The organism is Halotia branconii CENA392 (assembly GCF_029953635.1).
GTDB lineage: Bacteria > Cyanobacteriota > Cyanobacteriia > Cyanobacteriales > Nostocaceae > Halotia > Halotia branconii.
In genome coordinates this window covers 4,375,015-4,390,108 of record NZ_CP124543.1, presented here as the reverse complement: position 1 = coordinate 4,390,108, position 15,094 = coordinate 4,375,015, and the positions used below count along the sequence as shown (strand labels likewise).

Sequence of the window (15,094 nt, the reverse complement as noted above, 5' to 3'; positions counted from 1 at the left end):
TCGCTGGGAAAAATATAGCAGTCTAGTTAGAATAGTGCCAAATAGTTGATTCCACTGAAAAATGAACAAATATTTAAGCTAAAACTTGGTTTCACCAAGACAAAAAGCTCCTTACACCTGCCCTTGAGCTTTAGGCAATAAATTCTCAACCGAGAATATATATATTACTTTATGTTTTTCTCTTTAGTCTCTAAAAATCAACCGGGTAAACATAAATCTTTAGAAAAATTTTGACAAAATACTAGATAAATAGTAAAAAAAGATACAGAAATGTCTCATTTGTCTCAGATTTGGCAGCTTTTGAAAAATGATGCTATTGCTTTATGGTTGCAAGAAATATCAAAGTTAAAGTCGCTGGGCTTTGCTGAATCATGAGATAATTTAGCCCAATTCGGAACGAATTATCAATGATTTCAAGCGCCGATTTATCCCGCATTTATGCAATGCCAAAATACTTATCTCTGGTTAAAAGCACAAAAAAGTACATTTGTCGATCAGCACTGGAATAATACCAACAAATATTATATATTGGTATTATATAAGAGGATATTGTATGCAAAAAAATACAAGTGTTACCTTGGGGGAGCATTTTGAAGCGTTTATCGCCAGTCAGATCGAAAGCGGACGTTTCAACAGTGCCAGTGAGGCAATTCGGGCTGGACTGCGCTTGTTAGAAGAGCGAGAAATAAAGCTTGCCGCTTTGCAACGCGCTTTAACAGAAGGGGAAAACAGCGGATTTACTGACTATTCTCTCTCAGGATTGCTTGCAGAACTTGACCGTGAATAGCTCATGTCATTATTTCGCCTTACTGAATTAGCCAAGCAGGACTTACTATCAATCGGTCGTTACACTCAAAAAACGTGGGGAATTGAGCAAAGAAACCGTTATCTTACTATGTTGGACGACTGCTTTCAAATCTTGGCACGAAATCCACACAAAGGACGTGCTTGTGATGAGATTAGCCCAGGATATCGGAAATACCATATTGGACGACATTTGATATTTTATCGGGAAACCGACGAATATATTGATATCGTTCGCATTTTGCACGACCGCATGGATATAGAGTCTCATTTCAATAAAGATTAACGCAAAGACAACCTAGCATTGCTGAATCATGGGATGATTCAGCCCAATTCAAAACGAATTATCAATGATTTCAAACGCCGATTCATCCTGCATTTATGCAACGCCCAAAAAACATCTTTTTTAAACTGGGCTTTTACTTCGACTGCGCCCTTCGGCTGCGCTCAGGCTAAACTTAGCAACCAACGCTCAGGCTAAACTTAGCGATCAGGGATGAAGAAAAATTACCTATTTCTCCCTGCTCCCTGCTCCCTGCTCCCTGCCCCTTGTCCTCTTCTCCCTGCTCCCTGCCCCTTGTCCTCTTCTCCCCTGCTTCTTTTCCCTGTTCTCTTTCTTTTTGTAAATGTGCCAGAAATGTTAAAGCAAGAATTGGGGTTGAGTTAGATCTAAATATCACATCTGTAGAAATAACTAAGTAATCAAACGGGCATGATATAAAAGGTCAAAAGTTAAAAATAAATTAAACTATTAGCCAATTATTCATGCAATCCAAAATCTTACCCCCATCCTTGCAACCTGGTGACTTATTAAGAGTAATTGCCCCTAGTGGTGCTTTGCGAGAATTTGAGGCGTTTGGACGGAGTTTAGAAATTTGGCGATCGCATGGTTATCGAATCGAGGTTATCCCCAATATAGACGAAAAATGGGGCTATTTAGCCGGAAAAGATGAAAATCGTCGCCAACAATTAGCCGCAGCTTGGCAAGATCCTGAATGTCGCGGTATCCTTTGCACCAGAGGCGGTTTTGGCAGTACCCGCATTTTAGAAGATTGGAGTTGGCAGTCTTTAAATAACCCCATAATTCCCAAATGGCTGATTGGTTTTTCTGATATCACTACGCTGTTATGGAGTCTTTATGCTGCGGGTATTTCTAGTGTTCATGCTCCCGTACTCACTACTTTGGTAGATGAACCAGATTGGTCAATTCAGCGATTATTTGATTTATTAGAAGGTCGTCCTCTCGCACCTCTTAAAGGTTGTGCGTGGGGTGGAGGCGTTGTTAGTGGCATTTTATTACCGAGTAACTTGACCGTGGCTACTCATCTTTTAGCTACACCCATACAGCCAAATTTAGATGGGGTAATTTTGGCATGGGAGGATGTCACCGAAGCACCCTATCGCATTGATAGAATGTTAACTCAGTGGCGTTTAAGCGGTGCTTTAGCAAAAGTCCGGGGTATTGCTTTAGGAAGCTTCACTAGATGCGAAGCACCGCCAAACATACCTAGCTTTAGTGTTGAGGAAGTACTCCGCGATCGCTTGGGCAATTTAGATATTCCTATTGTCTCAGACTTGCCCTTCGGTCACGGTAGTCCCAATGCAGCATTACCAGTAGGTGTATTGGCAACCTTAGATGCCGATCAAGGTGTTTTAAGTATAAACATGTAGGGAAGGGAAGAGAGCAGGGGAAGCAGGGGAAGCAGGGGAAGCAGGGGGAGTAAGACTTCATCTCATGCCCCATGCCCAATGCCCAATGCCCCATGCCCAATATATAATTTAGTACAAGCGAACTATATTTAATCTCAAATGTCTGATTTAATTTTGTTTTGGCATCGCCGCGATTTACGGATTTCTGATAATACAGGACTAGCAGCAGCAAGAGAGCAGAGTCCTAAAGTCGTGGGCGTATTTTGCCTTGATCCCAACATTTTAGAACGGGATGATGTTGCCCCAGCCAGAATGACTTATATGATTGGTTGCTTGCAGATACTACAACAGCGATATGCTGAAGCGGGCAGCCAATTATTAATTTTACATGGTGATCCGATCGCAGCAATACCAGCTTTAGCTGTGGCATTGAATGCTAAAGCTGTGTTTTGGAATTGGGATGTCGAACCTTATTCACAAATCCGCGATCGCAGCATTATTGATACGCTAAAAGAAAAGGGCATTGAGTTTCTTACCCAAAACTGGGATCAGCTTCTCCACTCACCAGAAGAAATTCGCACTGGTAATAATAGTCCTTACACTGTTTACACGCCTTTTTGGAAAAATTGGAGTAGTAAACCCAAAGCTAAATCAGTAGAAACTCTACAAAATACTGAAGCATTAACTAAAGCAGAACAGGAAACTGCCCAAAAAGCAGGAGCAATTGAATTACCCTCCGCGAAAGATTTAGGCTTTATTTGGGATGGAGAGTTAGTTATTTCACCAGGAGAAGCAGCAGCACAATCGAGGTTAGAAGAATTTACTAATCAAGCAATTATTGAATACCAAGAACAGCGGAATTTTCCAGCCGTTGATGGCACATCACAACTGAGTGCAGCTTTGAAATTTGGCGTTATTGGCATTCGGACTGTGTGGCAAGCCACAATTGCAGCCCAAGAAAATAGCCGTAGTGAAGAAGCACAAGCAGGTATTCGTACTTGGCAACAAGAGCTAGCTTGGCGAGAATTTTATCAACAGGCAATGTATAATTTCCCGGAATTGGCAGAGGGTGCTTACCGCGATACCTTCAAGAACTTTCCTTGGGAAACTAACGAAGAAAACTTCCAGGCTTGGTGCGAAGGGAGAACAGGTTATCCCATTGTGGATGCAGCTATGCGCCAATTAAATGAAATTGGCTGGATGCATAACCGTTGTCGCATGATTGTCGCCAGTTTCTTAACTAAAGACTTGTTAATAAATCCCCAACTGGGTGAAAAATATTTTATGCAGAAATTGATTGATGGCGATTTATCTGCAAATAATGGCGGCTGGCAATGGAGTGCTTCTAGTGGAATGGATCCTAAACCCGTGCGGATTTTTAATCCAGCTAGTCAAGCCCAAAAGTTTGATCCAGAAGGCGAATATATCCGACAATGGGTTTCTGAATTACGTTCTATGGATACAGAATATTTAGTAACTGGTAAAATTCCACCTCTGGAGCGTCACGGTATTGATTACCCTGAGCCAATTGTGGATCATAAAAAACAACAAAAGCAGTTTAAACAGCTTTATCAGCAGCAAAAAGCATCTACTAGTTAAAGAATCTTGGCTTGGGAATGTAGCAATTATTCTGGCTTTTTGTGCCACTGTCCATCATCACCTTTTTCATAGTCGCGCTTCACTGCACTCCAAGCAACACGAAAAGCACGTTCTTCTTCACCATATTCTTCTTCAGCGTTGTTAAACGCAGCCTGAAAAATTTCTTGAGCGTGCTTAGGTAAGTGTTTTTTTACTGAATCTGGTAAATCATCAATTTTTTGATAAGGCATATTACAGTAAGGGATCTGCGGGTTAATAGTGTCCCAACCAGCCGGGTTTCGACTGCGCGGTAGTTGAGCGTAGTCGAAACTCAACCCTCAACCGTCGAGAGTTGAGCGTAGTCGAAACTCAACCCTCAACCGTCGAGAGTTGAGCGCAGTCGAAACTCAACCCTCAACCGTCGAGAGTTGAGCGCAGTCGAAACTCGGTTTACTGGTACTTTATTTTCATGCAAGTCCCTAACATAGTTACTAAAAATATAGGACTTACGCACTCATAACGAAAAACTAGGTCTTTGCGATTACTACTCTTCGAGAAGCCGCTAACGCGTCTACGCTTTGCTCGTAATGACGTGAAATCGTAGTCTGTGCGTAAGTCCTGAAATATAATCAAATATTTCTAACTTTGTAAGGTATAAACCTGACTGGGCTAACTACAAGCCTCTCTATTGAGTTTCTATCAAAGATAGAATCCCCAACTACCTTTCTTAAATATATTTAGGGAACCGTTAAAATTTGCTGAATATGTTTTCCCAGATTGAGACCTAAATACACCTCTCTTAATTCTTTTACAACCCGCAGGGTAGGCACAAAGGCGCGAAAAATCTAGGTTTACTATTGGTGAACAAGCTCAATTCATCCCGCATTTATGCAACGCCGCTTATTTATATTTTGTTGATTATTCTTGAGAGCTTAACAAAAATTCTCAATAAGTCATGTTTGTTGCAAACAACTCAAAACATTTGTTATATTCTCAACTAACAGGCTTTGTTGAGAAAAACTAGTATGACTGTCTACACAAATACTTCACTCAAGGCAGAATTAAACGAGAGAGGCTGGCGTTTAACTCCCCAGCGCGAAACGATTCTACACATTTTTCAAGAACTTCCGCAAGGTCAACATCTTAGTGCCGAGGATCTTTATCATCGATTAGAAGGTGAAGGTGAAGGTATTAGCCTTTCAACTATCTACCGCACACTGAAGTTGATGGCAAGGATGGGGATTTTAAGGGAGCTAGAACTGGGAGAAGGTCATAAACATTACGAAATTAACCAGCCTTATCCTCATCACCACCACCACTTGATTTGTGTAAAGTGCAACACGACTATTGAGTTCAAAAACGACTCTATTTTAAAGATAGGTGCGAAAACTGCTCAAAAAGAAGGATTTCACCTGCTTGATTGCCAAATGACAATTCATGCAGTGTGTCCCAAGTGCCAGCGGGCAATAATGCCACTCTAGCACCTGGGAAAGATAACAAAGCAAAGTTACTCAAGTCAACTCATAATTTGAGCAATTTCCTGTTAATTGTTATCGGAGGTAAGCAACCAATTGAAGACTTGTAGTAATCAAACCGAAGCGGATGTTAAAAGCTTCCGCTTCTAATATCACTGAGGCTGATGCCGTAGTATTCCTGGGCTTGCTTAATCGCTTTTTTCGTGTCGTCCGCCATGACACCGTTGAGTTGGCCTTTATAAAAGCCCTTGTCTCGTAGTCGTCTTTGAATTTCGAGAACACTAAACTCACTCTTGGAAGCAGTCTTAACTAAGTTATATAACTTACCTCTGGTAGTAGGGCCAGCAACACCGCTAGCTGCCAAGTAATTAGCTGCTTGAAATCTCCGTACAGCATCAGCAGTATAGGGACCAAAGTAGCCGTTTGGTTCTCCCTCTAAATATCCTGCGCGGATTAAATGGTCTTGTAAAACTCTCACTGCTTCGCCGCGATCGCCTATAGTGAGTTTATCTTTGTCAACAACTTGTTTGGTGGGAGTATCTTCTCCACCAACACCAATTGGTGGTAGTTTGCTGAGTGTGGCAGGACCGACAACACCATCAACATCTAAGTTATAAGCCTTTTGGAACTTTTGCACAGCTTCTTCAGTGATTGGCCCAAATATGCCTGTGGCATTACCGTAGTAAAAACCTGCAACTTGCAAGCGTTTTTGCAGAGTTCTCACATCTTCGCCTTCGTCACCTTTGACAAGTAAACCAGGATTACGGCGTTTGCTGGTTACTGAATTAGCAGTAGTAGTTTTTTTGGTTGTTGTGCTAGGAACAGTGGTTTTTTTAGGCTGTGTATTGGTATTACTGATTTTCTGAATTTGGTTAGTGATTGGTTGTGTGCGCCAAGCTTCTAATTTTTGTAAGGTAGTTGTTCCCACAATGCCATTAACTGTGATGCCATTGGCTTTTTGAAAACGCCGGACAGCATCTTCTGTATTAAAGTCATAGACTTGGGTCACGGGAGCTTGATAAAAACCTGCTTGTTGCAATTTTTGTTGTAAATTCTTGACAGAAGGGCCTTGATCACCTCTTTCCAATGCTAAGGCGCTACCGACAGAACTGAGAATAGACAAGGTAAGGGCAAGGGGTAGCATACAACTCCAAGCCTTACTAGAAAGCCGTTTCCAGTCTGGTGCATCTCCTTGATTTAACAAAGATCTTAAAGAGACGAGTTCATTGGATTCGCTATTTTCATGGGCGAAAGCTAAGTGCAAATACGCAATACTATCCATGCTTGTTTCCTAAATCACTTGTTTTATTATGTTTCTTCGATCGTTGCTTCAGCTTGATGTACTAAGTTCCGCAAAGTTTCCAACATCAGTATATTTACATTCTCCCATAAACCGCGCTGAGATGCTTCTAATAATCTTTCGGCAATGTCACGCAAAGCATAGGGATTCTTTTGATGAATAAATTCCGAGACTATTGGATCAAGCAGATAAGCCTGTGCTATGCCTTGGTACATGTAGTCTTCCACACATTTGGCTGTCGCATCGTAGGCAAATAAATAATCTACAGTTGCGGACATTTCAAATGCACCCTTGTAGCCATGACGCATCATACCCGCAATCCATTTGGGATTAACTACGCGAGAACGATACACCCGTGCGATTTCTTCTTTGAGTTTGCGAATGCGTGGTTGAGCAGGAAGAGAATGATCACCAAAATAGGTTTGAGGATTTTTACCTTGCACAGAACGTACCGCTGCGGTTAAACCTCCTTGAAATTGGTAATAATCGTCAGAGTCGAGCAAGTCGTGTTCGCGGTTATCTTGATTGTGTAAAATAACTTGCATCTGTGCCAAGCGTTGCTCAAATGCTTCTGGTGCAGCATTTCCCACTAAACCTCCAACACCTTGATTAGCATCAGCACTTGTGTAAGCGTAACAACTCCAGTTGATGTAGGCACGAGCTAAATCCTCGTCATCTGTCCAATTTTGTGATTCAATTAAGCCTTGAAGTCCCGCACCGTAAGCACCCGGTTGAGAACCAAAAACCCGATAACGCGATCGCACTTCAGCCGCTTGAGAAGTTAAACCTTGTTGCATCCAAAAATCAGTATCTTGACGAACTTGTGCCGCGAGGGGATTATACTCCAAAACTTCATCTAAAGCTGCTACCGCTGTTACTGCTTGCTCAAATAAATCAATTAAGTTAGGAAAAGCATCTCTAAAAAACCCAGAAATTCGCAAGGTGACATCGACACGGGGGCGTGCCAAAATCGATAGTGGCAAGATTTCAATATCTACTACCCGTCGTGCTGCACCATCCCAAACAGGGCGCACACCCAACAAAGCCAAAGCCTCAGCAATATCATCACCACCAGTCCGCATCGTGGCAGTTCCCCATAATGATAATGCTAGTGTTTTGGGATACTCACCATGTTCTTGGGTATAGCATTCAATTAAGTTTTCAGCCGCTTTTCTGGCGACATCCCAAGCTGTTTCTGTGGGGATGGCACGGATATCAACTGAGTAAAAATTTCTGCCAGTAGGTATGACTTCTGGTCGCCCGCGTGTAGGTGCGCCAGATGGAGCGCTCTTGATATATTTACCATCAAGTCCACGCAATAAATTGGTAATTTCTTGGTGGGTTTGTTGTAAAGCAGGGAGGAGTTTGGATTTGATCCAGTCGAGGGCAAGAGGCAGGGGGGCAGCACTTCGGCTTACTTCGGCTTCGCTCAGTACAAGACGCTCAGTGACCGGGGGCAGGGGGCAGGGGGAAGGTTGACTGATGAGTTGTTCTACTAATAAAGCTGCGTGTTCTTCTAAAATTTCAACGGCATCCCCGACGGTGCGACAGGGGTGCTGAGTTTTTGCAGATAAAATTTTTAAATTATCTGCTGATAATTCAGTGCTGAAGTCTGTTGTGAGGGGGTCAAAGTCTAAACCCCAATCTTGGGCTAAGGCGCGGGTAATACCTATAGAATAACGGTTGGGGATACGGGCGATCGCTACTATTAAATCTCGTAATTGTTTTCCTTGAGGACATTGTCCAAAAATGTGCAATCCGTCGCGGATTTGGGCTTCTTTCAATTCACAAAGATAGCCACCGATAAAATTCAAAATTAGAGATTCAAACTTGAGAATGTCGTTTTCATTTTCAATACCTAAATCAAGGTGAAGATTTTCTTGGATAATCAGTTCACGGATGCGATCGCGAATTGCTGGTAAACGTGAAGGATCTAAGCTTTCCGCCTCATAATATTCATCAATTAAATTTTCTAGCTGCTGCAAAGATCCATAAAGTTCTGCCCGTGTCATTGGCGGCGTAAGATGATCAATAATCACCGCTTGAGCGCGGCGCTTGGCTTGTGAACCTTCACCGGGATCATTGACAATAAACGGGTATAGGTGCGGCAGCGCTCCAAATGCTACTTCGGGATAACAATGACTAGATAAAGCCAAACTCTTACCGGGTAGCCATTCTAGATTTCCATGTTTGCCTACATGTACAACAGCATCAGCGTTAAAACATTCCCTTACCCAATAATAAAAAGCTAAATAATCATGAGTTGGAACTAAATCCGGCGCATGGTAATTCAAACTGGGGTCAAGATCATAGCCTCGTGCTGGCTGAATACCCACGAAGACGTTACCGAGTTGAATCCCAGAAATGGGAATGGAGGCAGGGGGGCAGAGGGGCAGCACTTCGACTTCGCTCAGTGGCCAAGGGGCAGGGGAGAAAGATTTACTGAAATCTCCCCAACGCTCACTAATTTCCTGCTGCACTACTTTTGGTAAAGAAGCAAAATACTTTTGATAATCCTCACCAGACAAACTTTGCTGTACTGGTCGTAATTCCCTACCTTCTGGATCATTAGTCACACCAGCAGTCAGGCGTTGAATTAACTCATCTCCTTGGATGGGTGGATTTTCCACCAAATACCCAGCAGCTTGCAAAGCTTGAATAATTTCTACACAACTAGCTGGAGTGTCTAGTCCTACGCCATTGGCAAGGCGACCATTGCGGTTGGGGTAATTTGCCAAAATTAGAGCAATTCTCCGTTCTTGGGGTAATTTAGAGCGTAGATGCGCCCAATTTGCTGCCAGTTGAGCTACAAAGTCAATGCGATCGCTGACTGGTTCATAAACTACTACATCTGTTTCTAAGTCAGGATTTCGGGTTTGTACCGCCTTAAACGAGACAGCGCGGCTAATAATCCGTCCATCTACCTCTGGTAGTGCCACATTCATCGCAATATCGCGGGGAGAAAGCCCTTGTGACTGTACCTCCCACTGCTCAATTGAACCACCGCTGAGAATTACCTGCAAAACAGGCACGTTTAATTTTTCCCACAAATCGGTCTGGGGCGTTTCTGTTTCTAACCGCGCTAGAGAAAAACTAGTAGTATTTAGCAGCACTGCAATTTGCTTTGAATCTTTAGGCTGAAGCAACTCACTCAATTCTTCTTGTACAACGGGGTCACGCAATGAAGAAACAAATACTGGCACAGGTTGTAAGTTTCTCTGAGTTAAGGCTGCACACAAAGCATCAATTACTTTAATGTTTCCTCCCAGATAATGAGCGCGGTAGAAGAGAATGCCGACTTTTGAACAAGAGGAAGATGCCCCCCTGCTCCCTGCTCCCTGCCCCCCTGCTCCCTGCTCCCTGCTCCCTGCTCCCTGCCCCCCTGCTCCCTGCTCCCTGCCCCCCTGCTCCCTGCTCCCTGCTCCCCTGCTCTCCTGTTCCTCTGCTTTCCCTTGCCATTCATATAAACCGACACGAGGAACAGACCGGGGTAGTGAGGGATGAAATGAAGTTTTTAAACAAGTATCAGCAATTAATTTCAAAGAGTTAACAATATTTTCCACTCCACCTTCACTGAAATACTGCCATACTTGATTAACGACACCCAAAGGCACGGTAGATTGGGAAATCAATTCGGGATCAAGACCATCGTCTCCTGGCATTACAATTAAGGTTGTACCATTACGTTGCACAATTTCCTGCACTACTTCTAAGCCGTAAGCCCAATAGGAACGTCCTCCTAATAGGCGTAGAATAATTACCTGGGCAAATTCTAAAACTTGCTCTGCGTAAGTATCTATAATTATTTGTTGCTGTAACTGCAACAGGTTGGCCACTCTTAATGCCGGAAATGTAGCGGGTAATTTGGGAAATGCAGCTGCTAAGGTTTGAATATCGGTATCGGCAGCCGTAATAAACACAACAGGAGCTGGAGTTTGTGATAAAAAAACTAAATCTTCTGACTGATTCAATCCGATTGATGTAGCGCTTATACGATGCATAATCCTGTATTACCGTTTTAAACTTTTGGTTAGAACACGATCGCCAAAAACTTTACCTTAGCATCCACCTTCTTTCACCAGACCATTGAAAATGCTTAGTTCCTCTGATTTGAGCTTTTCTCGAAATTTGCCTTTAGTTGTATTTAATCAGCTGGAGGAACTATTAAGGCAAATGGCTCAAGCAATAGGGAATAATGCTCTGATACTCACAGAAGCTATAGTGGCGCGGATTCATATACCTGTAGAGTTGCAGATGCAGAGGTTTACGTTGGTGGTGGCTGATGGGTTTAGTGCATTATTACTAGGAAATATAGAGCAGGAACGATCGCCTATAGGTAGAGTAGTTGGAGAACCAGAAACTTACTTAGCCCTAAGTGCTAGTTTGACATTTAATCCAGAGGCGATCGCTTCCTTTCTCACAAAGTTAAAAGACTTGTTTAGGTGTGATTCTTCTACTTACCAAAATCTTGAATCCTATCGTCAACTAATTCGCCCTAATGATGCCACGCTGCAAAGTCAATTCACGCTGCTGTTATTAGAATGCCTTCTGCCGCAGTCAAATGAGCAAGCGACAGCACTTCCTAGGGAAGTTAATCCTGAAGTTTATGTCTGTCAGCCAGTAGAAGATGCCCTAAAAAAACAGATTTCCCAAGAGCGATTACTGAATCAAGTCACGACTCAAATTCGCAAAAGCTTAGATTTACCAGTCATTTTAGCAACAGCGATCGCCCAAGTCCGGGAGTTTTTAGAATTAGACAGATTAGTTATATATAAATTTGCAGGTTCTGGAGTCAACAGAAATCAGTGCGTTGCTAACAAAGGGTTAGAGAATTTGTCTTTGAGTGAACCTGGGAAGGTTTCTCTATTTGCAGCAACAGACACGCAACAGTTAGCAGTTAATGGTCAAATTTCACCCCAATCCCCAATTCCAGAATATGGGGGTTGTGTTGTCTATGAAGCCCTTGCTACAGATGCTATTTCATCGGTGTTGTATTACAAAGAAAAATGCTTTGGGCAAGCTACTCGGTGTTGGGAAAAATATCGCCAAGGATTTATTTTAGCCATAGATGATGTTGAAAAAGCATACTCTCTAGAAGAGTGTTTGTTAAATTTTTTAAGAGAATCTCAAATCCGGGCGAAATTAGCAGCCCCAATTATGTTTGAAGACAAACTCTGGGGGCTGTTGATTGCTCATCAGTGCCATGATGCACGTCAATGGACTGAAAGTGAAAAAAGCTTGCTGACTTCAATCGCTGAACAATTAGCAATAGCTATTCATCAATCGGAATTAATGGGATCTCTGCGGGATGCGGCACGAATCCTTACCGAAGAAAAAGAAACTCTCGAACAACGAGTGATTGAGCGCACAACGGCATTGCGCGATGCTCTTTTGGCTGCTGAAGCTGCTAGTCGTCTAAGAAGTGAATTTTTAGCTACTATTAGCCATGAATTGCTTACGCCTTTAACTTATGTGATTGGTATGTCTTCGACGTTGTTACGCTGGCCTTTAGGTGAATTAAGTCAACGACAACGCGATTATCTGCAAACAATTCATGATAGCGGAGAACATTTATTAGAAATGATTAATGACATCCTCGATTTATCGCAAATTGAGGCTGGCAAGACAGTTTTAAATATTACAGAATTTTCCTTAACGAATATTGCTGAAAACACTTTAGAGTCGTTGTTAAAAAAAGCCACAAGCGAACAAATTAATCTTCAACTTGATTTACAAATTGACCCCCAGCGCGATCGCTTTACAGCAGATACAGAACGAGTGGTACAAATTCTTTGGAATTTGTTAACTAATGCTATTAAGTTTACCCCTGAAGGTGGCAGTGTTACTTTGCGTTTGTGGGTGGAAGATGACACAGCGATTTTTCAAGTAGAAGACACAGGCATTGGCATCCCCGAAGAAAAATTACCATTGCTGTTTGAAAAATTTCAACAACTTGATACGCCCTATCGCCGTCGCTACGAAGGTACTGGACTCGGTTTAGCTTTAACTAAACAACTTATAGAACTGCATCGAGGTCGAATTGAAGTAGAATCCACTGTGGGGATTGGCTCAATTTTTACTGTGTGGATACCAGTCCAGCAGATGAGAGTGCTGAGTCAGTAAAAGAGGCTAGTACTACTGCAAGGCGGAATTAAAAATAAATACAACCTAATTATATTGTAGAGGTATAACATGCGAATACTGACTTTGGTAGCATTATTGATTGCGATCGCAGCTGTGACTTTCGCACTGCAAAACTCAGCCCCCGTAGCAGTACAATTTTTAATATGGCGATCGCTAGACTTGTCAATGGCGCTAATACTTCTGATTACCTTTAGTTTTGGCGTATTATTTGGCATTCTCGTCTCATTACCTCCAGCTATTAAAGGTATGAGAAAGAGGTCTAAACTCATGCAAAAAATCGACCAACAGAACTACGAGATTGAAAACCTCAATCGTCAACTTCCAGAAATAACCCATCAACTTCCTACACCAACACAGCACTATTTACCTAAAGACACGTCTTCAAATTATCCCTCAGATGCCTCTGTTGATAACCAATTATAATTAGGGCAACAAGCACTATCCCCGGCGTAGTTATGCTGTCAGATCAACTAAAACTTACTTTACCAACAACTGACGAACTACCTTGTTCTGACGATACACCAGTGGATAACGAAGATCAGAATTTTCTACCCAATCTATTGCTATTTTTACTTAATTCAATATGGACTAATCGAATGGATTGGTTCTTTGGTGTAGATATGGCAGTTTATCACACTACAGGAGTAAGTCCCAAAGTCCCTGTAGTTCCAGATGGCTTTTTGAGTTTAGGGGTGGAACGTAAAAAAGGTGGCAAATCCCGCAAAAGCTACGCAGTTTGGGAAGAAAATCAAGTTGTTCCTATACTGGCGCTAGAAATGGTATCCCATACACCAGGGGATGAATATGACCAGAAATTAGAAATTTATCGGAAACTTGGTGTACTTTATTATGTAATTTATAATCCCGAATTTTGGCAACGCGATCGCCAACAGCCGTTTGAAGTATATAAATTAATTGAAGAGAACTATCAACAACAAATCGGTGAACCTTATTGGATGCCAGAAATCGGTTTGGGTATTGGACGCTGCCAAACTGTATTTGGTGGCATTCAACAAGAGATTTTATCCTGGTATGACGAACATAATAAAAGATATTTAACCTCAGAAGAGCAAGTTCAACAGGAAAGACAACGCGCAGAACAATTAGCGCAGTATTTGCGAACTCTTGGTGTTGATCCTAATAATTTGCCTAGTACTTAAACCAGTTAACTGTGAACAGTGACTGATAACTGTTAACTTGTGGTTTGTCGTTTAAAAATAATCATCTCGTTTCCCACAACTGGGTTACGTGCTATTAGCCTATTTTGAGAATCGAAAATGTCTAAATGCGTGAAATCAAGTTCTTGAGAGCGTTGGAGGATTTCAGCAGCTAGTTTGTTTTGTTGAGACGCTTCGAGAGTATACCAATCGTCGTTAATTTTGAGAGTCAGATTGCTAGTGCGGAAGTTAGCTTGAATTGACTTTATCAGACCAGAGGCAAAGCGATCGCTAATTTCTGCTACTTGATTTTCGATAGCTGCAATCAAGGTTTGTTCTGGTGTCAATTCTAAGGTTGGTGTCGGTGTCGGCGTTGGGGTTGGTATTGGTTCTGGTATAAGTTCCGGTGTTGGTTCCGGTTCTGGTGGTAGAGTTGCTTCTGGTTCTGGCGGCGGTGTAATTTCTATTGGTGGTTGTACTTCTGGTACTGCTGACTCTGGTGGAGTAGTTATTGTTGGTGTTGGTGCTGGAATTTCCTCAACTGGGGGAACTGTGGCGATTTCAGTAGGCTTACTAGTGAAAACAGTTGCAGTTGTCCAAACTCCAAGTACGGTAACTACAGCAATAATTCCCGTCAAAGCTGTATCTGAAAACTTTGCCGATAAATTTGCTGGTAACAAAGAACGGATTTTCTCTAACAGTCCACTCCAGGCAGACTGAAACTGCTGCCAAAAACCGGGTGCTGCTTCTGCATCAGGCGGTGGTACTGTTTCCAGCTTTTCTACCGTTGTTTCTAAAACTCCAATTGTCCCTTTGAGAAGTTGGATAATTTTAGACTTCCAAAAGGGTTGGGCTTTCTGGTAAGGTGCTTGGGCAGCCTGATTCGCTTCCGGTTCACGGGACGAAGGCGGTTGTGAATGCTGATTGTCTTGTGACATGGAACTTTCACCAAAAGCAGCGAATCAAAGACAAAGAATACAAGTTTC

The 15,094-nt window shown here is 42.4% G+C and carries 12 protein-coding genes; 8 read left to right on the top strand and 4 right to left on the bottom strand.

Features of this window, described 5'->3' with window-relative positions:
- Positions 1-553: 553 nt before the first annotated feature.
- From QI031_RS19325 to QI031_RS19310, 4 genes are all read left to right on the top strand, one after another.
- Positions 554-787, top strand: a complete 234-nt coding sequence (locus QI031_RS19325; RefSeq protein ID WP_281481277.1) for a type II toxin-antitoxin system ParD family antitoxin — start codon at positions 554-556, stop codon at positions 785-787.
- Positions 788-790: 3 nt separating this feature from the next.
- Complete coding sequence (locus QI031_RS19320; RefSeq protein ID WP_281481276.1) at positions 791-1,090, top strand: type II toxin-antitoxin system RelE/ParE family toxin; 300 nt, start codon at positions 791-793, stop codon at positions 1,088-1,090.
- 479 nt (positions 1,091-1,569) lie between these two features.
- Positions 1,570-2,475 carry a S66 peptidase family protein gene (locus QI031_RS19315; protein WP_281481275.1) on the top strand — a complete coding sequence of 302 codons (906 nt, stop codon included), beginning with the start codon at positions 1,570-1,572 and terminating at the stop codon, positions 2,473-2,475.
- 138 nt (positions 2,476-2,613) lie between these two features.
- Positions 2,614-4,053, top strand: coding sequence for an FAD-binding domain-containing protein (locus QI031_RS19310; RefSeq protein WP_281481274.1), 1,440 nt, complete (start codon positions 2,614-2,616; stop codon positions 4,051-4,053).
- Positions 4,054-4,079: 26 nt separating this feature from the next.
- Here the strand turns inward: QI031_RS19310 and QI031_RS19305 are convergent, their stop codons facing one another.
- Positions 4,080-4,283, bottom strand: a complete 204-nt coding sequence (locus QI031_RS19305; RefSeq protein WP_281481273.1) for a ChaB family protein — start codon at positions 4,281-4,283, stop codon at positions 4,080-4,082.
- 774 nt (positions 4,284-5,057) lie between these two features.
- On the opposite strand from QI031_RS19305, the gene QI031_RS19300 reads away from it, so the two are divergent.
- A complete protein-coding gene (locus tag QI031_RS19300) occupies positions 5,058-5,513 on the top strand; it encodes a Fur family transcriptional regulator (RefSeq protein WP_281481272.1) in 456 nt (151 codons plus the stop codon).
- A 124-nt stretch (positions 5,514-5,637) separates the two neighbouring features.
- Here QI031_RS19300 and QI031_RS19295 read toward each other — a convergent pair whose 3' ends face one another.
- Both QI031_RS19295 and cobN read right to left on the bottom strand, forming a co-directional pair.
- On the bottom strand, positions 5,638-6,789 hold the full coding sequence (locus QI031_RS19295) for a peptidoglycan-binding domain-containing protein (RefSeq protein ID WP_281481271.1): 1,152 nt from the start codon (positions 6,787-6,789) through the stop codon (positions 5,638-5,640).
- 26 nt (positions 6,790-6,815) lie between these two features.
- On the bottom strand, positions 6,816-10,808 hold the full coding sequence (gene cobN / locus QI031_RS19290; protein WP_281481270.1) for a cobaltochelatase subunit CobN: 3,993 nt from the start codon (positions 10,806-10,808) through the stop codon (positions 6,816-6,818).
- A 91-nt stretch (positions 10,809-10,899) separates the two neighbouring features.
- Between cobN and QI031_RS19285 the strand changes: the two genes are divergently transcribed.
- The 3 genes from QI031_RS19285 to QI031_RS19275 all read left to right on the top strand — a co-directional run bounded on the left by QI031_RS19285 (position 10,900) and on the right by QI031_RS19275 (position 14,111).
- A complete protein-coding gene (locus QI031_RS19285; RefSeq protein WP_281481269.1) occupies positions 10,900-12,930 on the top strand; it encodes a GAF domain-containing sensor histidine kinase in 2,031 nt (676 codons plus the stop codon).
- A 69-nt stretch (positions 12,931-12,999) separates the two neighbouring features.
- Positions 13,000-13,374: a LapA family protein gene (locus QI031_RS19280; RefSeq protein WP_281481268.1), complete on the top strand. Its 375-nt coding sequence runs from the start codon at positions 13,000-13,002 to the stop codon at positions 13,372-13,374.
- Between the two features lie 32 nt (positions 13,375-13,406).
- Positions 13,407-14,111: a Uma2 family endonuclease gene (locus QI031_RS19275; RefSeq protein ID WP_281481267.1), complete on the top strand. Its 705-nt coding sequence runs from the start codon at positions 13,407-13,409 to the stop codon at positions 14,109-14,111.
- Positions 14,112-14,143: 32 nt separating this feature from the next.
- Here QI031_RS19275 and QI031_RS19270 read toward each other — a convergent pair whose 3' ends face one another.
- Positions 14,144-15,046, bottom strand: a complete 903-nt coding sequence (locus tag QI031_RS19270) for a hypothetical protein (RefSeq protein ID WP_281481266.1) — start codon at positions 15,044-15,046, stop codon at positions 14,144-14,146.
- Positions 15,047-15,094: the final 48 nt, after the last annotated feature.

What these genes read in the sequence shown, in the direction of transcription:
- QI031_RS19325 (WP_281481277.1), top strand. Translation starts at nt 554, where the DNA reads ATGCAAAAAAATACAAGTGTTACCTTGGGGGAGCATTTTGAAGCGTTT.
- QI031_RS19320 (WP_281481276.1), top strand. Translation starts at nt 791, where the DNA reads ATGTCATTATTTCGCCTTACTGAATTAGCCAAGCAGGACTTACTATCA.
- QI031_RS19315 (WP_281481275.1), top strand. Translation starts at nt 1,570, where the DNA reads ATGCAATCCAAAATCTTACCCCCATCCTTGCAACCTGGTGACTTATTA.
- QI031_RS19310 (WP_281481274.1), top strand. Translation starts at nt 2,614, where the DNA reads ATGTCTGATTTAATTTTGTTTTGGCATCGCCGCGATTTACGGATTTCT.
- QI031_RS19305 (WP_281481273.1), bottom strand. Translation starts at nt 4,283, where the DNA reads ATGCCTTATCAAAAAATTGATGATTTACCAGATTCAGTAAAAAAACAC.
- QI031_RS19300 (WP_281481272.1), top strand. Translation starts at nt 5,058, where the DNA reads ATGACTGTCTACACAAATACTTCACTCAAGGCAGAATTAAACGAGAGA.
- QI031_RS19295 (WP_281481271.1), bottom strand. Translation starts at nt 6,789, where the DNA reads ATGGATAGTATTGCGTATTTGCACTTAGCTTTCGCCCATGAAAATAGC.
- cobN (WP_281481270.1), bottom strand. Translation starts at nt 10,808, where the DNA reads ATGCATCGTATAAGCGCTACATCAATCGGATTGAATCAGTCAGAAGAT.
- QI031_RS19285 (WP_281481269.1), top strand. Translation starts at nt 10,900, where the DNA reads ATGCTTAGTTCCTCTGATTTGAGCTTTTCTCGAAATTTGCCTTTAGTT.
- QI031_RS19280 (WP_281481268.1), top strand. Translation starts at nt 13,000, where the DNA reads ATGCGAATACTGACTTTGGTAGCATTATTGATTGCGATCGCAGCTGTG.
- QI031_RS19275 (WP_281481267.1), top strand. Translation starts at nt 13,407, where the DNA reads ATGCTGTCAGATCAACTAAAACTTACTTTACCAACAACTGACGAACTA.
- QI031_RS19270 (WP_281481266.1), bottom strand. Translation starts at nt 15,046, where the DNA reads ATGTCACAAGACAATCAGCATTCACAACCGCCTTCGTCCCGTGAACCG.